21 protein-coding genes and 1 tRNA gene are annotated in these 23,032 nt (G+C 68.9%); 16 read left to right on the top strand and 6 right to left on the bottom strand.

Annotated elements, in window-relative coordinates:
- The first annotated feature begins 49 nt into the window (after positions 1-49).
- Together K6T25_RS14700 and K6T25_RS14695 are read left to right on the top strand one after the other, a co-directional pair.
- A complete protein-coding gene (locus K6T25_RS14700; RefSeq protein ID WP_222915357.1) occupies positions 50-1,018 on the top strand; it encodes a sugar phosphate isomerase/epimerase family protein in 969 nt (322 codons plus the stop codon).
- A 12-nt stretch (positions 1,019-1,030) separates the two neighbouring features.
- A complete protein-coding gene (locus tag K6T25_RS14695; RefSeq protein WP_222915355.1) occupies positions 1,031-2,155 on the top strand; it encodes a Gfo/Idh/MocA family protein in 1,125 nt (374 codons plus the stop codon).
- 82 nt (positions 2,156-2,237) lie between these two features.
- Here K6T25_RS14695 and K6T25_RS14690 read toward each other — a convergent pair whose 3' ends face one another.
- Positions 2,238-3,092 carry an eIF2B alpha/beta/delta subunit family protein gene (locus K6T25_RS14690; protein WP_222915353.1) on the bottom strand — a complete coding sequence of 285 codons (855 nt, stop codon included), beginning with the start codon at positions 3,090-3,092 and terminating at the stop codon, positions 2,238-2,240.
- Positions 3,093-3,234: 142 nt separating this feature from the next.
- Here K6T25_RS14690 and priS point away from each other — a divergent pair, with 142 nt between their 5' ends.
- The 3 genes from priS (at position 3,235) to bcp (ending at position 6,077) form a co-directional block, all read left to right on the top strand.
- Positions 3,235-4,404, top strand: a complete 1,170-nt coding sequence (gene priS / locus K6T25_RS14685) for a DNA primase small subunit PriS (protein WP_222915351.1) — start codon at positions 3,235-3,237, stop codon at positions 4,402-4,404.
- 21 nt (positions 4,405-4,425) lie between these two features.
- A complete protein-coding gene (locus K6T25_RS14680) occupies positions 4,426-5,463 on the top strand; it encodes a hypothetical protein (RefSeq protein ID WP_222915349.1) in 1,038 nt (345 codons plus the stop codon).
- Between the two features lie 131 nt (positions 5,464-5,594).
- Positions 5,595-6,077, top strand: a complete 483-nt coding sequence (bcp, locus tag K6T25_RS14675) for a thioredoxin-dependent thiol peroxidase (protein WP_222915346.1) — start codon at positions 5,595-5,597, stop codon at positions 6,075-6,077.
- Positions 6,078-6,161: 84 nt separating this feature from the next.
- On the opposite strand, the gene K6T25_RS14670 is transcribed toward bcp, so the two are convergent.
- From K6T25_RS14670 to K6T25_RS14660, 3 genes are all read right to left on the bottom strand, one after another.
- Complete coding sequence (locus K6T25_RS14670; RefSeq protein ID WP_222915344.1) at positions 6,162-7,073, bottom strand: DMT family transporter; 912 nt, start codon at positions 7,071-7,073, stop codon at positions 6,162-6,164.
- A gap of 148 nt (positions 7,074-7,221) precedes the next feature.
- Complete coding sequence (gene idsA3 / locus K6T25_RS14665) at positions 7,222-8,271, bottom strand: geranylfarnesyl diphosphate synthase (protein WP_222915342.1); 1,050 nt, start codon at positions 8,269-8,271, stop codon at positions 7,222-7,224.
- 2 nt (positions 8,272-8,273) lie between these two features.
- A complete protein-coding gene (locus tag K6T25_RS14660) occupies positions 8,274-9,626 on the bottom strand; it encodes a ribonuclease J (protein ID WP_222915340.1) in 1,353 nt (450 codons plus the stop codon).
- A gap of 335 nt (positions 9,627-9,961) precedes the next feature.
- Here K6T25_RS14660 and K6T25_RS14655 point away from each other — a divergent pair, with 335 nt between their 5' ends.
- The 3 genes from K6T25_RS14655 (at position 9,962) to purF (ending at position 12,185) form a co-directional block, all read left to right on the top strand.
- Complete coding sequence (locus K6T25_RS14655; protein WP_222915338.1) at positions 9,962-10,177, top strand: LSM domain-containing protein; 216 nt, start codon at positions 9,962-9,964, stop codon at positions 10,175-10,177.
- Positions 10,174-10,350: a 50S ribosomal protein L37e gene (locus K6T25_RS14650; RefSeq protein ID WP_222915336.1), complete on the top strand. Its 177-nt coding sequence runs from the start codon at positions 10,174-10,176 to the stop codon at positions 10,348-10,350. Before K6T25_RS14655 ends, K6T25_RS14650 begins: the two co-directional genes overlap by 4 nt.
- Before the next feature lie 299 nt (positions 10,351-10,649).
- Positions 10,650-12,185: an amidophosphoribosyltransferase gene (gene purF, locus K6T25_RS14645; RefSeq protein WP_222915334.1), complete on the top strand. Its 1,536-nt coding sequence runs from the start codon at positions 10,650-10,652 to the stop codon at positions 12,183-12,185.
- Between the two features lie 341 nt (positions 12,186-12,526).
- Here purF and K6T25_RS14640 read toward each other — a convergent pair whose 3' ends face one another.
- Positions 12,527-13,120: a DUF420 domain-containing protein gene (locus tag K6T25_RS14640; protein ID WP_425600874.1), complete on the bottom strand. Its 594-nt coding sequence runs from the start codon at positions 13,118-13,120 to the stop codon at positions 12,527-12,529.
- Between the two features lie 192 nt (positions 13,121-13,312).
- Between K6T25_RS14640 and K6T25_RS14635 the strand changes: the two genes are divergently transcribed.
- From K6T25_RS14635 to K6T25_RS14600, 8 genes are all read left to right on the top strand, one after another.
- Positions 13,313-13,450, top strand: coding sequence for a DUF1660 family phage protein (locus tag K6T25_RS14635; RefSeq protein ID WP_222915332.1), 138 nt, complete (start codon positions 13,313-13,315; stop codon positions 13,448-13,450).
- A gap of 129 nt (positions 13,451-13,579) precedes the next feature.
- A tRNA-Leu gene (locus K6T25_RS14630) sits at positions 13,580-13,664 on the top strand.
- A gap of 268 nt (positions 13,665-13,932) precedes the next feature.
- The gene (locus tag K6T25_RS14625) at positions 13,933-14,520 is read left to right on the top strand and encodes a thymidine kinase (protein ID WP_222915330.1); all 588 of its coding nucleotides are present in this window, start codon (positions 13,933-13,935) and stop codon (positions 14,518-14,520) included.
- Positions 14,521-14,606: 86 nt separating this feature from the next.
- Positions 14,607-15,209, top strand: coding sequence for a YIP1 family protein (locus K6T25_RS14620; protein ID WP_222915328.1), 603 nt, complete (start codon positions 14,607-14,609; stop codon positions 15,207-15,209).
- Between the two features lie 138 nt (positions 15,210-15,347).
- On the top strand, positions 15,348-17,501 hold the full coding sequence (locus K6T25_RS14615; protein ID WP_222915326.1) for a DHH family phosphoesterase: 2,154 nt from the start codon (positions 15,348-15,350) through the stop codon (positions 17,499-17,501).
- Positions 17,502-17,661: 160 nt separating this feature from the next.
- Positions 17,662-19,422 carry a tRNA uridine(34) 5-carboxymethylaminomethyl modification radical SAM/GNAT enzyme Elp3 gene (locus tag K6T25_RS14610; protein WP_222915324.1) on the top strand — a complete coding sequence of 587 codons (1,761 nt, stop codon included), beginning with the start codon at positions 17,662-17,664 and terminating at the stop codon, positions 19,420-19,422.
- 107 nt (positions 19,423-19,529) lie between these two features.
- The gene (locus tag K6T25_RS14605) at positions 19,530-20,732 is read left to right on the top strand and encodes a mechanosensitive ion channel family protein (protein ID WP_222915322.1); all 1,203 of its coding nucleotides are present in this window, start codon (positions 19,530-19,532) and stop codon (positions 20,730-20,732) included.
- A gap of 144 nt (positions 20,733-20,876) precedes the next feature.
- On the top strand, positions 20,877-21,716 hold the full coding sequence (locus K6T25_RS14600) for a ZIP family metal transporter (RefSeq protein WP_225917766.1): 840 nt from the start codon (positions 20,877-20,879) through the stop codon (positions 21,714-21,716).
- 8 nt (positions 21,717-21,724) lie between these two features.
- On the opposite strand, the gene K6T25_RS14595 is transcribed toward K6T25_RS14600, so the two are convergent.
- On the bottom strand, positions 21,725-22,990 hold the full coding sequence (locus K6T25_RS14595; protein ID WP_222915320.1) for a Zn-dependent hydrolase: 1,266 nt from the start codon (positions 22,988-22,990) through the stop codon (positions 21,725-21,727).
- Positions 22,991-23,032: the final 42 nt, after the last annotated feature.

Genomic DNA, 23,032 nt, shown 5'->3' with positions numbered 1-23,032 from the left:
CCCCGGGCCGACATATAGATTTATTCGGATCGTTGTACAATCTGTGAGTATGGACATCGGCGTACTGACCGTCCCACTCGGCGGTGAATCGCGATCTGACGCGTTCGAGTATCTCTCCGCTATCGGCGTCGAGACGGTCGAACTCGGCGTCGGCGGCTATCCCGGACAGGACCACACCGACCGCGAGGGGCTGCTGGCGGACGAGGACGCGCGCGAGACGCTCCGGGCGGATCTTGACGAACACGACCTGCGCGTGAGCGCGTTCGCGACACACAACAACCCGCTGCACCCCGACGACGAAACCGCCGACGCGGCAGATCACGAGCTGCGAGGGGCGGTCGAGCTCGCCGACGAGTTCGGCGTCGACACCGTCACCTGCTTCTCGGGGCTGCCCGCCGGGGGTCCGAACGACGAGGTTCCCAACTGGATCACGGCGCCGTGGCCCACCGAGCACGCCGAGGCCGAGGCGTACCAGTGGGAGATCGCCGAGGACTACTGGTCGGATCTGGCCGCGCACGCCGACCACCACAGCGTCGATCTGGCGATCGAGATGCACCCGAACATGCTCGTGTACGAGCCGCACGGCATGCTTCGGCTCCGCGAGGCGACGAACGGGCGCGTCGGCGCCAACTTCGACCCCTCGCACCTCTACTGGCAGGGGATCGACGTGACCGAGGCGATCCGCGTGCTCGGCGAGCACGACGCGATCCACCACGTCCACGCCAAGGACACGAAGGTGTACGAGTCGCAGGCCCGCGAGAAGGGCGTGCTCGACACGACCGACTACGCCGACAGCGAGAACCGCTCGTGGCTGTTCCGCTCGGTCGGCTACGGCCACGGCGAGGCGCACTGGAAGGACGTGGTCAGCACGCTCCGGATGGTCGGCTACGACGGCGCGCTCTCCATCGAACACGAGGACGCGCTCACCTCCTCCCGGGAGGGGCTGGAGAAGGCCGTCGACCTGCTGAAGCGCGCGCGATTCGAGACCACCCCCGGCGACGCATACTGGGCGGAGTGAGGTGAACACGAAATGACCGACGAACCCATCGACATCGGCGTACTGGGGTACCGCTTCATGGGCAAGGCGCACGCGAACGCGCTCGACCGCCTGCCCATGTTCTTCGAGGACGCGCCCGAGACGAACCGACATACCGTCATCGGACGCGACGAGGCGGCGCTGGCCGACGCCGCGGAGACGCTCGGATTCGACCACACCGCCACCGACTGGCGCGACGTGGTCGAGGAGGTGGACGCCTTCTACAACCTCGGGCCGAACCACCTCCACGTCGAGCCGTCGGTGGCGGCGCTGGAGGCCGGCACGCCCGTCCTCTGTGAGAAGCCGCTGGCACCGACACTCGCGGGGGCCGAGAGGCTGCGCGACGCCGCCGCCGCGGCCGACGTGCCCGCCGGCTGCGCGTTCAACTACCGGTTCGTTCCGGCGATCCGATACGCGAAGCGGCTCATCGACGACGGCGAGCTCGGCGAGATCCGACAGGTTCGCGGGCGGTACCTGCAGGACTGGCTCTCGGACCCGGAGGCGCCGTGGAGTTGGCGCAACGACGAGGAGCTGGCCGGGTCGGGCGCGCTCGGCGACCTGGGCGCACACACGATCGATCTCGCGCGCTTCCTCGTCGGCGACCGCGTCGGCGAGGCCGCGAGCGTCTCCGGACACCTGCAGACGTTCACCGAGGAGCGCCCGGTTGAGGGCGGGGACGGCGAGACCCGCCCCGTCACCGTCGACGACGCCTACTCCGCGCAGGTGGAGTACGACTCCGGCGCGACGGCCACCTTCGAGGCCTCGCGCGTGACGGAGGGTCACAAGAACGACCACACGATCACCGTCCACGGGAGCCAGGGAAGCCTACGGTTCTCGCTGGAGCGGCTGAACGAGTTGGAGGTCATGACCGGCGACGCCCGCGGGTACGAGACCGTGCTGGTCACCGACGAGGACGACCCGTACATCGAGCACTGGTGGCCGCCGGGCCACGTTATCGGCTGGGAGCACACCTTCGTCCACGAGAACTACGAGTTCCTGCGGAGCGTCGCCGGAACCGACGAGTTCCTACCGAGCTTCGACGACGGCTACGAGATCCAGCGCGTGCTCGACGCCGTCGAGCGCTCGGACGCCGAGGGCGTCCGGGTCGACCTCGACTGATACAAGACGAGCTGACCGACGCGGAGGGCCCGCCGCGAGGCGCGATCGAAGTACGGCCGAGGTCAGCGACCGCCGCGGCGGCTCAGAACTCGCGGACGCCCTCGTCGGTGATCACTTGGTCGACGAGCGAGATCGGCGTCGCGTCGTAGGCGGGGTTCTCCAGCGTGATGCCGTCGACGGGTTCGAGCATCACCTCGCTGGGAGGACGCGACTCGTTCTCGAAGCGGAACCCGTCGTCGATGATCTTCGTGCCCGAGCCGACGACGACGACGGGGACGCCGACCTCGGCGGCGGCGGCAGCGATCGGGAACGTCCCGGTCCGGTTGTAGAGCGTGTCGCCGACGATGCAGTCCATCCCGACGACGACGCGGTCCGGGTCCGCCTCCCGAAGGAGGTAGCCGGCGGCGGCGTCGACCGCGAGGTGGGAGTCGACGCGGTCCATCCCCGCGAGCGTCCGCGCGGTCTTGCGTCCGAGATAGCGCGGGCGTGCCTCGGTGACGTACGCGGTCATGTGTGTGCCGCCGACGGCCGCCGCTTCCACCGCCTCGAGCACCGTCGACGAGTAGTCGTGGGTGAGGAACGTCTCCCCGTCCTCGAACGTCCGCGCGGCGTTGGCCGCGGCCTCACGCTTGCCGGCCTCGATCCGTTCGACCTCCCGTTCGATCGTCGCTTCCAACAGGTGTTTTCCTTCCTCGACCGTCTCGGCGTCGTCGATCACCGCGTCTGCGATCGCGCGCATCGCCCGGTGAAGGCTGGCGTGGGACGGGTTCGCCCGCCGGAGCGCGCCGGTGTTGTGGTCGAGGTCGCGCTCGAACTCGTCGAGCGTGGCGTACTCGCGGTCGAGCAGGTCGCCCAGCGCGCGCGCGGCCTTCACCGCGACGACCGACGAGGAGTGCGTCTGCATCTCACGGATCTCGGCGACCGTCTCGTCTATCATGCGTGAGCGGTCGCGTGTTTCGGGGTTAGGTGTTCCGGGATTCGATCTCCCCCTCGCGTTCGTCGACCGATCAGCGAGGGTCGTCCGGCGGGGGCAGACGACAACACTCATACCGGCGTCGCCACTATCCAAGCGTCGTCAGATGAACCGCCGCACCCGCGAGTACCTGAAGGGCCGCTTCGGCGACTACTACCGGAGCGCGTCCGTCTCCCCGCCGCCCGAGGCCAACGAGCGCGAGTGGGGACACATCCCTTTCACCGCGGGCGACGGCACCACGATGGTCCGCCACCAGTCGCTGCTCGACATCGGCGAGGTGAGCGAGTTCCTCGCACGCGAGACGCCGCGACACGCCTACTTCTCGGCGGCCCGCTACGACGAGCCGGCGAACAAGCGGATGAACGAGAAGGGGTGGCGCTCGGCGGACCTCGTGTTCGACCTCGACGCCGACCACCTCCCCGGCGTCGACCCCGAGGAGACGAGCTACGGCGAGATGCTCGCCGCCTGCAAGGAGGAGCTGCTCGCGCTGCTCGCCATCCTCGAGGACGACTTCGGCTTCGCGGACGCGGACATGCAGGTCGTCTTCTCGGGCGGGCGCGGCTACCACGTCCACGTTCGCGACGAGTCGGTCGCCGAGCTCGACTCCACGGCCCGCCGGGAGGTCGTCGACTACGTCCGCGCGGTCGATCTCAACTACGACGGCCTCATCGAGAAACGGCCGAACGAGCGCGGGACGACCCTCCAAAAGCAGCTCCGCCGCGAGGGCGGGTGGGGGCGGCGCGTCCACGAGGAGCTCGTCGCCTACGCGGAACGGTTGCGGGCGATGGACGAGAGCGACGCGCTCGCGGAGCTACAGGAACTCGACGGCGTCGGCGAGAAGACGGCCCGAACCATCTACGGCGTCCTCGAACGCAACCCCGAGGGGGTGAAGTCGGGCAACGTCGAGTTGGGGCCCGGCGCGTCGACGCTGGTGCGGGCGATCGCCGAGCGCGTCACCGCCGAGCAGACCGCGCCCATCGACGAGCCGGTGACGACCGACCTCCGGCGGTTGATCCGACTTCCCGGCTCCATTCACGGCGGGAGCGGTCTGCTCGTGTGTCCGCTGGACCGAGAGGCCATCGACGACTTCGACCCGCTGACGGACGCCGTCCCCGGACGCTTTCGCGGCCGCGACATCCTCGTCGACGTGCACGATCCGGGGCCGGTCGACGTCGGCGACGACAGAGATAAGGTGCCGGAGGGAATCGTATCGGTCCCCGAGTACGTCGGCGTGTTCCTCATGGCGCGTGGACGAGCGGAGAAGGCGCGAGAGTAGCGCACCGACGGATACCACACGATGGACTTAGACGAACTACGCTCGGTACAATCGAAGGAGCGCTCGAAGGACAGCCTCCAGCACTTGCGCGACTCCTTCTACGAGGACGTCGCCGCCTATCTCGGCGAGCGCAAGCGCCAACGCGACGAGCGCGCTGCGAGCGTCGACCAGCCGTTCTCCGACGACCAGGTGCGAAAGCTCTCCAACGAGATCGAGACCGCCGAGGAGGTCGTCGAGTCGCTGTACGAGCGTCGCGTCGGCAAGGTCGTCAAGCTCGCGTCGTTCGCCGCCGCGGGCGCGCCCACCGACACCGAGGGCATGACCGCGCAGGAGGCCGAGCTGTTCGAGGACCTGGTCGTCCGCATCGAGCAGAACAAGAGCCGCGTCCTCGACGTGCTGGAGAGCGGCGCCGACGTGGACCTCGCCGGCGACGCGGCCGACGAGCTGGCCGCGGATCCCTCCACCGAAGCCGCGGCGACGGCCGTCCCCGCCGGCGACCCCGCGGCGTCGACACCGGAGGTCGGCGAGCCGTCGACCGCCGAAGCCGCCCCGCCGGAACGGGGAGCGGAGGTCGACGCGACGACCGACGCGAGGGACGCCGTCGACGGGTCCCCCAGCGACGCCGCCGACGCGGCCGACGGGAGCGGCGTCCTCGCGGACGCGATGGGCGGCGACGGAGCGACCGCAAGCGACACGACGTCCGAGTCGACGACGGACGCGCGGTCGTCGGCCGTCGCCGACGCCGGGCCGACGGGACCTGGGGATGGCGAGTCGCACGCCGGATCGGCGAGCGACCCCGACGATCCGTCCGGGGAGTTCGTTCCCGGTTCCGAACCGGACCGGGCGGGCGCCACGGGTACCGACTCCGCCCCCAACGGAGAGACGGAGCCGTCCGGCGGCGACACCGACCGTCAAACGGTTCGGATCACCCGCGACGTGGGACAGATCCTGGGCGTCGACGAGCGCGAGTACGAACTCGCGAACGATGACGTAGTTTCGCTGCCGACGGAGAACGCGGATCCACTCCTCAAGCGGGACGCCGCCGAGCCGATCGAGTAGCCACGGCCGCGGTCGCCCCGTCGACGCCGAGTACCCACGGCTACGGCCGGCCCGTCGCAGGCGTCGCGTTCCACGTCGCCGACGACTGCGACACCGACACCGCTTTTCATCCCGCCGTCCGATCGACGCGTATGCTCGACCCAGGCACCGAGGCGCCCGCCTTCTCGCTTCCAGACCACGTCGATCGCGAGGTATCGCTCGCGGAGTTCGAAGGACGCCGCGTCGTCCTGTACTTCTACCCCAGAGCCGACACTCCGGGCTGTACGACCGAGGCGTGCGGGTTTCGCGACGCCTACGACGAGTTCGAGGAGCGCGAGGCGGCGATCCTCGGCGTGAGCGACGACCCCGTCGATGACCTGAAAGCGTTCGCCCGGAAGCACGACCTCCCGTTCCCGCTGTTGTCCGACGAGGACGGCACCGTCTCCGACGCCTACGACTCCTACGGCGAGAAGAACCTCTTCGGCGACGTCGTCGAGGGCGTCTTCCGCAACACGTATCTCATCGGCCCCGACGGTCGGATCGAGCGCGTCTACGAGGGCGTCTCCCCCGAGGACCACGCCGAGGAACTGTTGGCGGACATCGACGAGCTCCGTGACGGCGACGCCGACTCGTAGGCTCGGCTCGACTCCGCGACTCCACACGACTCGACTGCGCGCGCCCGCCACACGGCTGTCACTCCCCGAGCGCTGTCGCCCCCGTCACCAGTGGCGCCCGTCGAGTTCCCGCCGGATCGCCTCCCGCTTCACGAGCACGAAGCCGGCGACGACGACGACGAACCCGACCACGGTCAGCGGCGTGACCGGTTCCGAGAGGATGAGCGCGCCGGCGACCGTCGCGACGATCGGCACGACGTAGCTCACGAGGTTGATCTCGAAGGGCCCCAGCAGGTCGAGCAGCCCGAAGTAGATGGCGTAGCCGATCGCGGAGGCGAACACGCCGAGGAACACCAGCGAGAAACCCACTGCCGGCGACAGCGCCGTCGGGAGCGGTTGGGGTTCGCCGGCGGCGACGCTGAGCACGTGAAGCACGACGGCGCCGAGCGCCATTCCCCACGCCGTTCGCGGCAGCGCCTCGGAGTCCGGCTCCAACCAGCGGGTCGCGACGCTGCCGAAGGAGACGGCGACGGCGGCGACGAACACGAGCGCGACGCCGATCGTCGTGTCGCCGCCGAGGTTCGACGGCGACGGCTGGGCGACCAGCCCGACCCCCGCGATCCCGAGCAGCACGCCGACGTACCCGCGCGCGTCGAGGCTCCCCTCGTCGAGCAGCCACACCGTGAAGAACGTCGTCAAAATGGGGTTGAGACTGTAGACGATCGAGGCGATCCCGCCGGTCGTGTACTGCTGGCCGTACGCGAGGAAGGCGATGTTGGCAACGACGAACAGCAGTCCGGCGACGACGACCGCGCCGAGATCGGTCCGCGAGCGTGGCACCGGTTCCTCCGCGCGCCAGCCGACGTACGCGAGCGCGACGAGCGCGCCGATGTCGAAGCGATACGCGCCCAGCAGCAGCGGGCGCAGTTCGGTCAGTCCGACCTCGATGGCCGGGAAGCTGCCGCCCCAGCAGATCCCGAGCGCGAGAAACAGTGCCGCGTTTCGGGACGTGCTCACGGAAGACTCACGACCGAACGAGCGATCGGGAACGACTTCGGCGTTTCCGTTCCGGACGGGACGACCGGATCGGGAGGGTTGTCGGCGAGCATACCCCGTGCGCCCACCGGGTGTCGCCGCGGACCGTCGGTAGCCCGGGTGGGGTTCCTCAGTACCCCCGGGTAATGAGGTAGTCTGCCAGGTCCGCGAGCAGGTCACGGGCCGGGCCGTCGGGAAGGACAGTGAGCCGCTCTTTCGATCGCTCGGTGAGGTCCTCGGCCATCTCGCGGGCGTAGTCGATGGAGCCGGCGTCCTCGAGCACCGCGACGGCGTCGTCGACCGCCGCCTCGCTCACCTGGGCGGGCGTCGACGCGCTCACGAGCCCGTCCACGTCGACGCCCTGCTGGCGCGCGTGGAGGGTGATGAGCGTCTCCTTCCCCTCGACGAGGTCGGAGCCGCGCTGTTTGCCCAGCTTCTCCGAGGGGACCGTGAGATCGAGCACGTCGTCCTGGATCTGGAACGCGCGTCCGGAGTCGACGCCGTACCGGTACAGCGCCTCCACGGTTTCGTCGTCGGCGCCCATGAGCACCGCCGGGATAGCCGACGACGCGCCGTACAGCACGGCGGTCTTCAGCTCGACCATCTCCAGGTACTCCTCGGGCGTCACGTCGTCACGGGTCTCGAACTCCACGTCGAGCGACTGCCCCTCGCAGATCCGGGTACAGGCCGACGCGAGCCGGTTGACGGCCTCGACCGTGTTCGCCGGGTCGGCGCCGGTGTCCGAGAGCAGTTCGAACGCCTTCGCGTACAGCGTGTCGCCGGCGAGGATCGCCGTCTCCGTGTCGTACGCGCGGTGGACCGCCGGTTCGCCGCGCCGGAGGTCGTCGTCGTCCATGATGTCGTCGTGGATCAGGGTGAACGACTGGATCACCTCGACGCTGACGGCCGTGCGCATGAGGTCGAACGGCTCGCCGTCGAGCGCCGGGAACGACCGGTAGTCGGTCGTCGCGTCGGCGTCGACGCCGGCGATCGCCTCGGCCACGAGCAGCGCCGCCGTCGGCCGGAGGCGCTTGCCGCCCGCCTCGAGGATGTACCGACTGGCCTCGTACAGTCGTTCGGGCTCGGCCATCGGGAGGTCCTCGTCGATGGCGTCGTTGACGCGGTCGCGGCGCTGGCGGACGGCCGCGAGCACCCGCTCTGCAGTCCCGTCCTGCGTCATCGTTACTCCGTCAGCTGGATCATGTTCCCGTTCTCCGTGACGTGGAGGTCACGCCCCAGCGTGTACCCCTTCCGGCTCGCGAGGTCGACGTAGGGCGCGAAGCCCTTCATGTCCTGGTGGGCGGGGATGACGTGCTGAGGCTCCAGCGCGTCGAGCATCTCGTAGTGCCCCTCCTCGCGGAGGTGGCCCGACACGTGGATGTCGTCGTAGATGCGCGCGCCCTGCATCTTCAGGAGCCGCTCGGACTGGTAGCGCTGGCCCTCGTTCGTCGGCTCCGGGATGACCCGGGCCGAGAAGACGACCTTGTCGCCGTCGTCCAGTTCGTACGGGGTCTCGCCGCGGCCCATCCGGGTGAGCATCGCGCGCGGTTCGCCCTGGTGACCCGTGACGATTGGGAGGTAGTTCTCCTTGCCCTCCTGCATGATCCGCTTGAACGTCCGGTCGACGGACTTCCGGTGGCCGTACATCCCGAGGTCGTCCGGGAAGTCGACGAAGTCCAGTCGCTCCGCGGTCCCGCTGTACTTCTCCATCGAGCGCCCCAGAAGCACCGGCTCGCGGCCGATCTCCTGTGCGTACTCGACGAGCGAGGAGACCCGCGAGACGTGTGAGGAGAACGTCGTGGCGACGATGCCGCCGTCGTAGTCCTCCATGCTCATCAGGGTGTCCTTGACGTGGTTTCGGGCGTGCGACTCGGAGGGCGTGCGGCCCTTCCGGCCGGCGTTGGTACAGTCTTCGATGTAACAGAGGACGCCGTTGCCCTCGCGACCGATCTCGCGGAAGCGCTCCATGTCGATCGGGTCCTCGAGGACGGGCGAGTGGTCCATGCGCTTGTCGAGTCCGTAGACGACCGCGCCCTCGGGCGTGTGGAGGACCGGGTTGATCGCGTCGATGATCGAGTGGGTGACGTGAACGAACTCCAGTTCGACGTTGCCCGAGTCGCCGATGGACATCGTCTCGCCCGCCTCCATCTTGACGAGGTCGTTGTCGACGTTGAACTTGTTCTCGCTTTGGACCTGCTGTTTGACCAGTTCGATGGTGAACGGCGCCGAGACGATGGGCGCGTCGTATCGGTGGGCCAGCTTCGAGAGGGCGCCGATGTGGTCGAGGTGACCGTGCGTCGGCACGATGGCCTTCACGTCGCCCTCCATGTCGCTCATGATCCGGTCGTCCGGAATGGCGCCCATGTCGATGAGGTCCAGGCTGTGCATCTTCTCTGTCTCGACGTTGTCGTGAATCAGGACCTGACTCAGGTTGAGGCCCATGTCGAACACGACGATGTCGTTCCCTGCGCGAACTGCCGTCATCTGGCGGCCGACTTCCTCGTAGCCGCCGATCGTTGCGATTTCTACTTCCATTGTGTTTCGGTGTCTGCGTTGCGAGCGTGAATCCCGCGCGTCGCGCGCGGCCGATGCTCGTACGGAAAGCCCCGGTACGGGTCACTGTGGACCCCGGCGTCTTACAGCGCGTCGGTCCGCGATCCCGCAATACGAGGGCGATCCCCGTACTTACCCGCGGGCTATGGTACTTGTACAGTCTCGGTCATCTGTTAAAACTGCTCGGGTTCGAGCGGCACGCCGCCGCCGGCTCCGTGGGTCGGAGGCTCGGGATCGCTGCGTGTACCACGGACGAACAGCCGCGCGGAGCGGCGGCGTCCGGTACGCTTAAACCCGAATCCGCCGACGGGTCGAACATGACTGGCCGCCCGCTCGACGTGCTCGAGGAGGCCCTGGACGCTCCCGTCACGGTCCACCTCAAGGATGGTACCGCTCACTTCGGCGTACTCGCCGGCTACGATCAGCACATGAACGTCGTGCTCGATCCCACCGAACTGGAGGACTCGACCGACGACGAGGTGGAAGACACAACGATTATCCGTGGCGACAACGTCGTCTCGATCAACGTATGACCGGAGCCGGAACGCCGTCTCAGGGGAAGAAGAACAAGACGACGCACGTCAAGTGTCGACGCTGCGGCGAGAAGTCCTACCACGTGAAGAAGAAGCAGTGCTCCTCGTGCGGCTTCGGCAAGTCCGCCAAGCGCCGCGACTACGAGTGGCAGTCGAAGGCCGGCGACAACTGACTCGCGTCTCCTCTCTCTCCTTCACTCGATATCACCGTCGTCTAGCGACGCACCGACACCGGTCGAGAGTGTCTGTCCCGCCTCGTGCACGATGCACAGCGGCTCGTGTGTAACCAACTCTCCCCTACTGCGAGTTGCTGAAATGGGCCAACACCGGTCGTATCCGAACGAGTGGGGAGGAATCGGCGGAGTCGTCGGACGCCGATATGTATTCATGTTCGTGAACACCTCTGTGGTTTCTCGTGACGACCTACGCACGATAACGAGGGTTTTTGTGGAATCGGCTTTCAGTAGCGACCATGTCACACGGCGACTCCGGGGACCGGGCGGCGCCGGTCACATCGCTCACCGAACCGCTCGGCGACGGCTCGCGTGAGCCGGCCCGGGTGGACGGCCCGACCGAGAAGTGCGGCGTCGTCGGCATCGCGCTCGACGACCGCGCCGCCGCGCGGCCGCTGTACTACTCGCTGTACGCGCTCCAACACCGCGGGCAGGACTCCGCCGGGATCGCCACCCACGACGGCTTCCAGCAGCACAGCCACATCGAGATGGGTCTCGTCGGCGACGCGTTCACGCAGTCGGACCTGGACGGCCTCACCGGGTCGGCGGGGATCGGCCACGTTCGCTACCCGACCGCCGGGGGCGTCAACGCCCGATGTGCCCAGCCGTTCTCGGTGTCGTTCAAGTCCGGCGCGCTCGCGCTCGCGCACAACGGAAACCTCGTCAACGCCGACGACATCCGCGAGGAACTCGCGTCCTCGGGCCACGCGTTCACCTCCGAGGGGGACACGGAGGTCATCGCGCACGACCTCGCGCGCAACCTCCTCGAGTCCGACCTGATCCGCGCCGTCAAGCGGACGATGAGTCGGATCCACGGGTCGTACTCGCTCACGGTGATGCACGACGACACCGTCATCGGCGTGCGCGACCCGCAGGGGAACCGACCGCTGTGTATCGGCGAACTGGAGGACGGCTACGTCCTCGCCAGCGAGTCGGCAGCCATCGACACGCTGGACGGCGATCTGGTCCGCGACGTACGGCCGGGCGAACTCGTGGTCCTCGAACGGGACGGCGGCGGCTTCGACTCCTATCAGCTGTTCGAGGCGGACAACACCGCACACTGCTTCTTCGAGCACGTGTACTTCGCGCGGCCGGACTCGGTCATCGACGACACGCTCGTGTACGAGGCTCGGCGGAACCTCGGCCGGGCGCTGTGGGAGGAGGCCGGCGTCGACTCCGACGTCGTGATGCCGGTCCCCGACTCCGGGCGGGCGTTCGCCTCCGGCTACGCCGACGCCGCGGCCGAGGACGGCGCGGACGTGGAGTTCGCCGAGGGGTTGATGAAGAACCGGTACGTCGGGCGGACGTTCATCATGCCGACGCAGGACGAGCGTGAGCGAGCAGTGCGACTCAAGCTGAACCCGATCCGCTCGACCGTCGAGGGGAAATCCGTCACCCTGATCGACGACTCCATCGTGCGCGGCACCACCTCGACGCAGCTCGTGCAGCTGCTACGGGACGCCGGCGCTGAGGAGGTCCACGTTCGGATCGGCGCGCCCGCGATCATCGCGCCGTGTTACATGGGGATCGACATGGCGACCCGCGAGGAGCTCATCGCCGCGAACCGATCGGTCGAGGAGGTTCGCGAGAATATCAGCGCCGACTCGCTGTCGTACCTGTCGGTCGACGCTGTCGCGGACGCGCTGTCGTCGACGAAAGCAGATCTGTGTCTCGGCTGTGTCACCGGGGAGTATCCGTACGATATCGACGGCGAGCCGACCGACCGCGACGTGAGTCGGCCGACCGTCGGGGAGCCGTCGCCCGCGGACGACTGACGCGAGGGTGAGTGAGCGACGCGGACGAGCCCCCGGGTGACCGCGACGAGGCCTTAACCCCGAGCCACACACGAAATCCGGGGTCGACCGGAGTGGGACTTCTGCCGAACACAGGGACGACGAACTGTGGGCGGTCGAACGACTGTGAGGCCGGCCCTTCCCGCGGCCGGGGCCCGAGCTGTCTGGCGAACAGGCGACACACAGCCCGCCCGCGAACCGTCGTGTCGCACACCCGCTGTCGGTTCGCGGCGACGCTCACCGCATCGCCGGTGTTGGTCACGGTATCGCATTTCAATGTTCGGCTCGCACTGGGAGGGAACCGGAGCCCGCGACAGCGGCCCTCAGTACACGAGATACAGGAGCACGTACACCACGACGCCGAGCCCGAACGAGACGAGCCACAGCGCGGCCGCGATCCGGCCGATCCGCCCGTGTGCGGTGTCGAACAGGTCGGCGACCGGTCGCGTCGCCGCGAGCGTCAGGACGTACACGACGAGCGGCACGCAGACGATCGCGAGAAGGATATGCACCGCGAGCACCGGGAGGTAGACGAACCGCTCGACGGTCGCCGGTCCGCCGAAGTCGGTCGTCCCGAGGAGCGTGAGGCGGTAGAGGTACAACACGAGGAACGTGGCGAACAGCCCGGTCGATGCGACCATGTACCGCCGGTGCGTCTCGAACTCGCGGCTCCGTGCCGCCCGAACGCCGAGCGTGATCGTCGCTATCGCGGCGAGCGAGACCGCGGCGTTTACCGTCGGGATCGCCTCGAGTACCGCCGCCGGCGCGCGGGGAAGGACCGTCGAGGGAACGACGCCCCCGACGACCGCGAACACGAGGCCGAGCGCGACCGCCGAGAGGGTCCCGGCGACGCCGAGGCTGTGCTCGCGCGCGAACCGGGACACTCGACCACCAGACGACGAAACGTCCGTACTCATTGTCGGGGAAACGGACGGGAGCACCAAAGCCGTTGTCGGATCGACGAGCGGGATCCCGGACGGCGCCGGTCGGACAGTCGAGCGTAGATATATACCCACGATCGCCCAATGAATCGCGTTATACATTGAGATATAGACGATCTTATTCCTGATCAACAGTATTTAAGCAATATCACTATGTGATCGTGAACAATGAGGTTCGGACGGTCGTCGACCCTCGGACTGCTCTGTCGGTTCGTCGGGCACGAGTGGGAAGCGACGGAGATGCGGGTCACTCACGGGCGGGTGGTCTGTCGGCGCTGCGACGCCGCGGAGTGGCGTCAGAACTGATCGCCGGCCGCCGCACGGGCTCCGTCGGCGTCGGTCGCCGCCGTGTGCGATCCCACCCCGAGGGCCCGTTCGAATGGAAAGCCCTTTATCCGAAACCGAGATACGTCTGGGTGCGTACTGATGCACGATGCGTGGGTAGCCAAGCCAGGCCAACGGCGCAGCGTTGAGGGCGCTGTCCTGTAGAGGTCCGCCGGTTCAAATCCGGTCCCACGCATCTCACAGGATGCGTACACGAGCGGATTCGAATCAGGGAGCGCGCAACGCGCGACCGCGGTTCAAATCCGGTCCCACGCATCTCACGTGGTGCATCGCACCACAGGATGCGGGTGCTGTGCGCCCTTCGGGGCGCCCTACGGACAGCACCCACGCACAATCCTTCGCGGACCGCTACACCCGCCAGCGACCGCCACGGTGTCGGTCCGGAACCTCGTCCGGTCCACGGAGAGAAACGGTTTTCCGCGAAGCAACCGCCCGCAACTGGTATGCACGCGATCACCGGTTCCGGGTGGATCGAGGTCATCTCGGGCTCGATGTTCTCCGGGAAGACCGAGGAGCTCCTCCGGCGGCTCCGTCGCGCGGAGATCGCGGGACAGGAGATCGCCGTCTTCACCCCCGCGCTCGACAACCGGTACGGCGAGACGACTATCGGCACCCACAACGGCCGGTCGTGGGAAGCGAACGTCGTCGACAACGAAGGGGACGGGCCGTGGGACATCACCGAGGAACTCAACGGCGAGATGGTCGTCGCGATCGACGAGGCGAACTTCTTCTCGGACGCGCTCGTCGACGTCTGCCAGGCGCTGGCGGAGGACGACCGTCGCGTGATCGTCTCGGGCACCGACCAGACGTACCGCGGCGAGCCGTTCGACCCGCTCCCGGACCTGATGGCCGTCGCCGAGTACGTCGACAAGCTCCAGGCGATCTGCGCGGAGTGCGGGGAGCCGGCGACCCGAAATCAGCGGCTCATCGAGGGCGAACCGGCCCACGCGGAGGATCCGACCATCCTCGTCGGCGCCGAGGAGAGCTACCAGGCACGGTGTCGGGACTGTCACGTCCTCCGTCGCGACTGAGCTCGAACGGGCCTCGACCGCGGGCGTGAACGGCAGTTTTGGTCGGAGACCGCAACGGTCATGGCCGCGCCGTCGATAGCTTGGGTGTGACGACGTGGGTCGACAACCCCGAGGGAGGACGGGCGCGCGGCCCGGACGCAGTTGCGCGGGCTTGGGCGGAGGTGCTCGTTCGTCCGGTCCGGTTCTTCCGAACCGGGATCGCTCCGGGCGATCAGGCGCCGGGACTCGTGTTCGGCGTCTGTGTCGCCGTCGCGTTCGTCGGCGGCCGGTTCCTCCTCGATCCGGCGACGATCCCGTCGGCGTTCGGCGGCCCGGCGATCTCGTCGATCGTCTCGTTGCTGTTCGTGGCCGTGTTCATCGCGCCCGCGAGTCTTCACCTGACGGCGGCGCTGCAGACCGTCCTGTTGATCCTGTTCGTCCGCGACCGTGCAGGGATCAGCGAGACGGTACAGGTGATCGCGTACGCGAGCGCCCCCTGTGCGCTCGCCGGCGCGCCGATTCCGTCGCTTCGAGCCGCGTGTGCGCTGTACGGCACGGGACTGCTCGTCGTGGGCATCCGCGAGGTCCACGAAACGAAGACGTGGCGGGCGGTCGCGGCGACAGCCGTTCCGGCGACGCTGGTGTTCGGCTATGGCTTCCGCGGGTTCGACGCGATCGCGACCCTGCTGACGCGGTGGTACATCGTTTGACGGCGTCGCCTCGACCGACGAGAGACCCCGCAACCGTCGAGTCTGGCGATATCGGGCGCCAACGTGGCACTCACGTGGGGGGCACGTACGCCGACGTTTCGACAACCGTTTTAGGCAGGGGCCACAGAATTCACACAAATGGGTAAGTGTATCATCTGTGGTGCGTCCGTCGACGGACGCATCTGCTCCTCCCACGAGGAAGACGTCGTCTTCGAGTTCCGTGGCAACGACCCGAATCAACTGAAGCCGAACCGATTCTACAGCGGCATCGTCGACGGCTACGCCGACTTCGGCGTGTTCATCGACCTGTCGTCGAACGTCACCGGTCTCCTTCACCGGTCCGAGCTCGACCGCCGGATCGAGTCGCTCGACTGGGAGCCCGGAGACGAGGTGTTCGTTCAGGTGAAGAACGTGCGCGACAACGGGAACGTGGACCTCGCGTGGTCCATTCGGCAGGCGGAACGGGAGTTCCGTGGCGTGCTCGTTCAGGAGGGAACGCAGGAGGTCGACCCCGACGACGGCGACGACGAGGAGGACGACGACGGCGACGACGGTTCCGCCGTGACTCACAAGCCGACCCCGGACGCTCCCGGCGAGGGCGACGAGTCCGCATCCGACGACAGTGAGCCCGCGGCCGACGACGAGGCCGGGGGCGCGTCCGCCGAGGACGAGACCGGCGACCTCGAGGCCGACGGGGCCGCGGTCGAGGACCGGTCGGAGCCGTCGCAGGACGGGCCCGACGACGACGACATCGAGGCCGTTCGCGAGCGGAAGCAGTCGACGCCAAACGGCGACGGCGAGCGCGTCGACATCGGCTCGCTGTCGGACCGCGTCGGCGAGACGGTCCGCATCGAGGGGGAGGTCGTGGGCGCGCGACAGACTGGCGGGCCGACGGTGTTCGAACTGCGCGACGAGACGGGCGTCGTCGACTGCGCGGCGTTCGTGCAGGCCGGCGTCCGCGCGTACCCCGAGATCGAGGTCGGCGACATCGTCCGCCTCGAGGGGGACGTCGAGGTCCGACGCAACGAGATTCAGGTCGAGACCGAGGCGCTGGTGGCGCTCGAGGGAAATGAAGCCGCGGCCGTCGAACGACGGCTCGCCGACGCGCTGAGCGACGAGGCCCGCCCGGACGGGGTCGCGACGCTCGGCGATCACCCGGCGATCGAGGCGGTCGGCGACGACCTGCTCGAGGCCGCGGAGTCGATCCGCCGCGCCGTCATCGAATCGCGACCGATCGTCGTTCGCCACGCCGCCACCGCCGACGGCTACGTCGCCGGCGCGGCCGTCGAGCGCGCGGTGCTCCCGCTCGTCCGCGAGGAGCACGCGAAAAGCGACGCCGAGTACCACTACTTCAAGCGCCGGCCGCTCGACGACCCGGTGTACGACATGGACGCGGCGACGAAGGACACCACCCGGATGCTGCAGGACCGCGACCGCCACGGCGAGCAGCTCCCGCTCGTCCTCCTGCTTGGCACCGGCTCCACCGTCGAGTCCCAGGACGGCCTCGACCTGCTGGGCGTGTACGACGCCGAGCGCGTCGTCGTCGACGCCGCGACGGCGGACCCGGAGATCGCCGACGCCGTCGCGACGCTCGTCAACCCCGGGCTCGCGGGCGCCGAAACCGCCGACCTGACGACGGGCGCGCTCGCGTCGGTGCTGGCGGCGACCGTGAACGACGACGTGGCCGACGACGTCGTCCACCTTCCCGCCGTGAGCTACTGGGAGGGGACGCCCGAGACGTACGTCGACCTCGCGGCCACCGCCGGCCACGACGCCGACCGCGTCGCCGAACTGCGCGAGGCCGTCGCGCTGGAGGCGTACTACCAGAGCTACCAGGACAAACGCGAGCTCATCACCGACATCCTCTTCGACTCCGAGGGCGGCGACCTCGCGGGCCACATCGCGGGGCAGTTCCGCGAGAAGCTGGAGACGGAACTGGACACCGCCGAGGCCAACATCGAGGAGCGCGAGGTCGACGGCCGCACGTTCGCGACGCTGGACGCCGACGCGTACAGCCACCGGTTCGACTTCCCGTCGACGACGCTGCTCGCCGACGAGCTCCAGCGCCGGGGCGACCGCGACGCGACGGTCCTGTACGGCACCGACGAGCTGTACGTCCGCGCCGACGACGGCGTCGACGTGCGCGCGGCCGCCGGCGACGCCGCGATGGCGGTGCCCGACGCGGGCGTCACCGCCGTCGGCGTCCGCCAGGGTCGCATCGAGTACCTCGCCGGCCGCCGCGACGAGGTGACCGACGCCGTCGTCGACGCGGTCGCCGGCCAGTTGCAGTAACTCGACAGGGCACAGTTCGCGCGACTTCTCGACTGCAGTTCCGAACAGGTCAGTTGCGACGCTGCCGGACGAAGTCAACGGGGGCGAGCTGGATCGAACCGATCCGCGCTGATCGTCACGAACGAAACCCTTACGCCCAGAACGCGACCACTCACACCCAATGAGCGGCACCGCGGAGGCGGACCCCGAACTCACCGACTACGCCGAGGAGTCCGACGAACCGGCGGCGTTCGAGCGCGCGTGCGCCCGGCTCGTCGAGCGGATCCTCGACGGCGAGATCGGCCGCGACGACCTCGAATCGGCCAAGCGCGACGCCTGCTCGACGTTCTCCTCACCGAAGGTGCCGCAGAACACCGACCTCCTGCAGCGCGCCCCCGAGGGCCGCCGCGAGGAGGTCCGCGAGGTCGTCCGGCGCAAGCCCGTACGCACCGCCTCGGGCGTCTCGCCGATCGCGATCATGACCTCGCCGCACACGTGCCCGCACGGGAAGTGCCTCTACTGCCCCGGCGGCCCCGCCTCGGAGTTCGACTCCTCCCAGAGCTACACCGGCCACGAACCCGCCGCCGCACGCGGGAAACAGAACGACTACGACCCGTACGGGCAGGTCACCCTCCGGCTGGAACAGTTGCGCCACATCGGCCACCCCGTCGACAAGGCCGAGCTGATCCTGATGGGCGGGACGATGACCGCCCGCAGCCACGACTACCAGGAGTGGTTCGTCAAGCGCGCGCTCCAGGCGATGAACGAGTACGACACCGACGCGCGACCGAACCCCGCCGAGGGGCGCAGCTTCGCGCAGGATCCCGCGGAGTACGACTTCGAGTATCTCGAGGACGTGAAGGCGCGCAACGAGTCGGCGGACGTGCGCTGCGTGGGCATCACCTTCGAGACGAAGCCCGACTGGTGTGACCCCGAGCAGATCGACCGGATGCTGAATCTCGGCGGGACGAAAGTCGAGGTCGGCGTCCAGACCACCTACGAGCGCGTCAACCGCGAGATGCACCGCGGCCACGGCAACCAGGCGTCGATCGACGCGAACCGCCGGCTGCGCGACGCGGCGTTCAAGGTGGGCTTCCACATGATGCCGGGCCAGCCCGGGATGAGCCGGGAGATGTGCCGGGAGGACTTCCGCCAGCTGTTCGAAAACCCCGACTGGCGGCCGGACTACCTGAAGATCTATCCGACGCTCGTCGTCCGCGGGACGCGGGTGTACGACTCGTGGCGCCGCGACGAGTTCGAGCCGCTGGACAACGAGGGCGCCGCCGACCTCGTCGCCGACGCGATGGCCCAGATTCCGAAGTACTGCCGGCTCCAGCGCGTCCAGCGCGACATCCCCGCCGACTTCATCGACGCAGGCGTCTGGAAGTCGAACCTCCGACAGTTGGCCGAGCAGCGCGCCGACGAGAAGGGGTACGAGCTTCGAGACATCCGGGCGCGCGAGGTCGGGCACAACGACGCCGACCCCCGCCCCGAGGATATCGAGTCGGACGTGACGACCTACGAATCCGGCGGGGGACTCGAACACTTCATTTCCGTGGAGGATACCGAACAGGACCTCCTCGTCGGCTTCTGCCGCCTGCGGTTCCCGTCGTACTCCCACGCCGCGCCGGGCGCCGGCCCCGCGGCCGCCGGCGACCCCGTGCGCCGGGAGCTCGCGGACGCGGCGCTCGTTCGGGAACTCCACGTGTACGGCTCGCCGGCGACGTTCGACGACGCGGGCCGCGGACCCGACGCCGAGGAGGACGACGGCGACTGGCAGCACCGTGGCTACGGCCGGCGGCTGATCCGGACGGCCGAGGACATCGCCGCCGACGCCGGCTTCGAGAAGCTCTCGGTCATCTCGGGCATCGGTGTACGCGGCTACTACCGCGACAAGCTCGGCTATCACCAGGACGGGCCGTATCTGAGCAGACGGCTGTGAGGCGGCCGGGCGACCACGGTCGATCGACGATCGATGTGCGGGTCCGGAAAAATCGGGAGCGATAGCCACACCGCCGCGTTTTTGGGTTCGCTTTCGTTGTCGACTGTATGCAATACGCCTTCCTCGCCACGCTTAGGGAGACCCTCGAGGGGTTCGTCACCGTCGAGGCGCGCGTGGCGGCGACCGTCGTTCTGCTGACGGCCGCGTCGGTCACCGCCCTCCTCCTGGCGCCGCGCACGGTACGGATCGTCCACCGGGTCGTGCGCGACCGGGTGCTCGGTGACGAGCGGGTTCCCGTCGAGGTGTCGGAGTTCGATTGGAGCCTGCCGGTCACGAGTATCGTGCGGACGCTTCAGTTCGCGGTGCTGCTCGGCGCCGGCCTCGCGACGCTGATCGTGTGGGGCTACGTGGACGTGGCGCTGGCGGCGGTGGACGCGATGGCGGCGGTGGTGCCGCGGATCGTCCGGTTAGCCGTGTCGATCGGGCTCGTCGGCGCCGCGCTCGTCGCCATCGACGTGCTGGAGTCTCGGCTCGACGACTACGCGGAGGAGTCCGACGCGATCAACCAACACCAGAAGGGGATCGTCTTCCGGGTGCTCCAGGTGTCCGTACTGGTGGCGGCTATCGTCGGGGGGCTCACGGTGTGGGGCGTGAACCTCGGCGGCCTGCTCGTCGGCGCCGGCTTCCTCGGCATCGTCGTCGGCACCGCCGCGCGCTCGACGATCGGCTCGCTCATCGCCGGCTTCGTGCTCATGTTCTCGCGGCCGTTCGAGCTGGGCGACTGGGTCGAGGTCGACGGCGAGGAGGGGATCGTCTCCGATATCACCGTGATCAACACCCGCATCCGCACCGCCGGTGGCGAGGTGGTCGTCATCCCGAACGACCGGGTCGCGAACGCGGTCGTCACCAACCTGACGCGGCTCGGGCAGCTCCGGCTGTCAGTGGACGTGGGCGTCGACTACGACGCCGACCTCGCGACCGCGGAGACCGTCGTGGACGACGCGCTCGCGGACGTGAGCGTGATCGAGGACAACCCCCAGCCACAGGTGGTGCCGAAGTCGCTGGGCGACTCGGCGGTCGTGCTGGAGTGCCGCTTCTGGATCGACACGCCGAGCGCGCCCAAGCGCACGCTCGCGACGGCGGCGGTCGTCCGGGCGGTGAAGACGGCCCTCGACGAGGCGGAGATCAAGATCCCGTACCCACAGCGGGAGGTCACGGGTCGCGAGGAGACCGGCGGCTTCCGCGTCGCCGACGGCGACGAGTCCGGCCACCGTCCCGTCGCATCGCCCGACGCGTCGACCGACGACTGAGTTCAGCGGCCGGTGCGTGTCGACGACGGATCTCGACGGTGCGCCGGGGAGTTCCGACGCTGCGCCGGGAGAACCGCCCCGTTCGGCGGGCGGACCGCCGCGGCGACCGGTACCTTTTGATGGGCACCGATCGCTGTCGCGTACGTGCTCGAGGAGCTGTTCGTCGCCGTCGCCGGGACCAACCCCGTCGTTCAGGCGTTCGTCGGGGGCGTCGTCATCGCCGGGATGAACATGATCGGCGCGCTGTCGGTGCTGGTCGTGCGCGACCCCAGCGAGCGCGCGCTCGACGGCGCGCTCGGCTTCGCCGCGGGCGTCATGCTCGCGGCGTCGTTCACCTCGCTCATCGTCCCCGGGATCGAGCTGACCGAGATCGTCGCGCCCGGGATCCCCGCGACCGGACTGCTCTCGCCGGTTCCCGTCCTCGTCGGGATCGGCATCGGCGTCCTCGTCCTCGATCAGGCCGACCACTGGGTTCCCCACGTCCACGTTCTCATCACGGGCCGGTCGCGTCCCGACCAGACGGTCGTCGACACGAAGGTCGCCTCCGTGATCCTGTTCATCGTCGCCATCACGATCCACAACATGCCCGAGGGGCTGGCCGTCGGCGTCGGCTTCGGCTCCGGGGAGGTCGCCAACGGGCTCTCGCTCATGCTCGCGATCGGGCTCCAGAACATCCCGGAGGGGCTCGCGGTGTCCGTGGCCGCGGTCAACGCGGGGTTCGACCGCCGGTCGTACGCGGTCCTCACCGGGATCCGGTCGGGGCTCGTGGAGATCCCGCTGACAGTGATCGGCGCCGTCGCCGTCGCGCTTGCGGCGCCGATCCTCCCGTACGCGATGGGGTTTGCCGCCGGCGGCATGCTGTTCGTCATCTCCGACGAGATCCTCCCGGAGACCCACTCGCGAGGTCACGAACGGGTCGCGACGCTCGGGACGATGGTCGGTGTCGTGGTGATGCTATACTTGGACGTTGCCCTCGCGGCGTGAGGGGCCGCCTACTCCTCGACGACGCCGGCGACCTCGGCGATTGCCCCGGCGAGCACTCGCGTCGCGGCGGCGCAGTCGTCCCAGTCGGTCCACTCGCGGGGGTTGTGACTGATGCCGTCCCGGGAGGGAGCAAACAGCAGCGCGCCGTCGGTCACGTCGGCGACGTGCATCGTGTCGTGTGCGGCGCCGGAGTGTAGGTCGAGCGTCTCGATCCCGGCGTCGTCGCCGGCGCGATGGGCCGCCTCGCGGAGTCGCTCGGCCATCGGCGTCGGTCGGAGATCGAACGGACGGGCGAGCTCGGTCTCGACGCCGCGCTCGTCCTCGATCCGGGCGAGCGTGTCGCGGACGGCGCCGACGACCGTCTCCATCGACTCGTACTCCACGTCGCGGACGTCCACGCCGGCCTCGACGCGCCCCGGGACGACGTTCGTCGCGTTGGGGGACACCGAAAGCGAGCCGACCGTGCCGACCGCCGAGTCGCTGCTCGTGTCGACCACGCCGTTCGCGGCGGTCTCCACGTCGAGCACGAGTTCGGCGGCCGCCGCGAGCGCGTCCGTCCGGTCGTGCATGTGCGTCGCGCCGGCGTGGTTCGCCTCGCCCAGTATCTCCACGTCGAGATGCGTGATCCCCGTGATGGTTGTGACGACGCCGACCGGGACGCCCGCTTCCTCAAGGGTGGTGTCCTGTTCGACGTGGAGCTCGTAGAAGGCGTCCCAGTCGCTCGCGTCGAGCCGCCCCTCCCCGCGAAAGCCGATGTCCTCGAGCGCCGCCTCCAGCGTGACGCCGTCGTCGTCCGTCAGCGCGAGCGCCTCCTCGACGGAGCGTTCACCGACGGCGACGGACGAGCCGAGCAGGCCGTCGGCGAAGCGCTGTCCCTCCTCCTCAGTGAACGAGACGACCGTGATCGGGCGATCCGGCGAGACGACGGCGTCCTGCATTGCGCGGACGGCTTCAAGCGCAGCGTACACGCCGAGGGGACCGTCGAAGATGCCGCCTTCCGGGACCGAGTCGAGGTGACTCCCGGCGGCGACGGGGGCGGCGTCGGGGTCCGCGCTGTCAGGCATCCACGTGCCGGCGACGTTGCCGACGGCGTCGACGGTCACGTAGAGGTCTGCGGCCTCCATGCGGTCGAGAAGGTACTCGCGGGCGCGGCGGTTCGCCTCGGTGCCGGCGAGGACGGTCCGGCCGCGGCCCTCGCCCGCGTCGATGTGCCCGAACGCGGCGGTCGCCTCGATGTCGTCGCGGAGTCGGTCTGCGTCGACGGTGGTATCCATACGCCGGATTCGAAGCCGCCGGTGTTGGCTCTTTCCGAACCG

Origin of the sequence: Halobaculum rubrum, assembly GCF_019880225.1 — an archaeon.
In the GTDB taxonomy this organism is placed as follows: domain Archaea; phylum Halobacteriota; class Halobacteria; order Halobacteriales; family Haloferacaceae; genus Halobaculum; species Halobaculum rubrum.
Note: the sequence above shows the minus strand (reverse complement) of the source record. Positions and strands in the feature narration are given on the sequence as shown.

What these genes read in the sequence shown, in the direction of transcription:
- K6T25_RS14680 (WP_222915349.1), top strand. Translation starts at nt 4,426, where the DNA reads ATGGACTTAGACGAACTACGCTCGGTACAATCGAAGGAGCGCTCGAAG.
- K6T25_RS14650 (WP_222915336.1), top strand. Translation starts at nt 10,174, where the DNA reads ATGACCGGAGCCGGAACGCCGTCTCAGGGGAAGAAGAACAAGACGACG.
- purF (WP_222915334.1), top strand. Translation starts at nt 10,650, where the DNA reads ATGTCACACGGCGACTCCGGGGACCGGGCGGCGCCGGTCACATCGCTC.
- K6T25_RS14640 (WP_425600874.1), bottom strand. Translation starts at nt 13,120, where the DNA reads ATGAGTACGGACGTTTCGTCGTCTGGTGGTCGAGTGTCCCGGTTCGCG.
- K6T25_RS14660 (WP_222915340.1), bottom strand. Translation starts at nt 9,626, where the DNA reads ATGGAAGTAGAAATCGCAACGATCGGCGGCTACGAGGAAGTCGGCCGC.
- K6T25_RS14635 (WP_222915332.1), top strand. Translation starts at nt 13,313, where the DNA reads ATGAGGTTCGGACGGTCGTCGACCCTCGGACTGCTCTGTCGGTTCGTC.
- K6T25_RS14595 (WP_222915320.1), bottom strand. Translation starts at nt 22,990, where the DNA reads ATGGATACCACCGTCGACGCAGACCGACTCCGCGACGACATCGAGGCG.
- K6T25_RS14605 (WP_222915322.1), top strand. Translation starts at nt 19,530, where the DNA reads ATGCAATACGCCTTCCTCGCCACGCTTAGGGAGACCCTCGAGGGGTTC.
- K6T25_RS14695 (WP_222915355.1), top strand. Translation starts at nt 1,031, where the DNA reads ATGACCGACGAACCCATCGACATCGGCGTACTGGGGTACCGCTTCATG.
- bcp (WP_222915346.1), top strand. Translation starts at nt 5,595, where the DNA reads ATGCTCGACCCAGGCACCGAGGCGCCCGCCTTCTCGCTTCCAGACCAC.
- priS (WP_222915351.1), top strand. Translation starts at nt 3,235, where the DNA reads ATGAACCGCCGCACCCGCGAGTACCTGAAGGGCCGCTTCGGCGACTAC.
- K6T25_RS14655 (WP_222915338.1), top strand. Translation starts at nt 9,962, where the DNA reads ATGACTGGCCGCCCGCTCGACGTGCTCGAGGAGGCCCTGGACGCTCCC.
- idsA3 (WP_222915342.1), bottom strand. Translation starts at nt 8,271, where the DNA reads ATGACGCAGGACGGGACTGCAGAGCGGGTGCTCGCGGCCGTCCGCCAG.
- K6T25_RS14625 (WP_222915330.1), top strand. Translation starts at nt 13,933, where the DNA reads ATGCACGCGATCACCGGTTCCGGGTGGATCGAGGTCATCTCGGGCTCG.
- K6T25_RS14615 (WP_222915326.1), top strand. Translation starts at nt 15,348, where the DNA reads ATGGGTAAGTGTATCATCTGTGGTGCGTCCGTCGACGGACGCATCTGC.
- K6T25_RS14690 (WP_222915353.1), bottom strand. Translation starts at nt 3,092, where the DNA reads ATGATAGACGAGACGGTCGCCGAGATCCGTGAGATGCAGACGCACTCC.
- K6T25_RS14610 (WP_222915324.1), top strand. Translation starts at nt 17,662, where the DNA reads ATGAGCGGCACCGCGGAGGCGGACCCCGAACTCACCGACTACGCCGAG.
- K6T25_RS14700 (WP_222915357.1), top strand. Translation starts at nt 50, where the DNA reads ATGGACATCGGCGTACTGACCGTCCCACTCGGCGGTGAATCGCGATCT.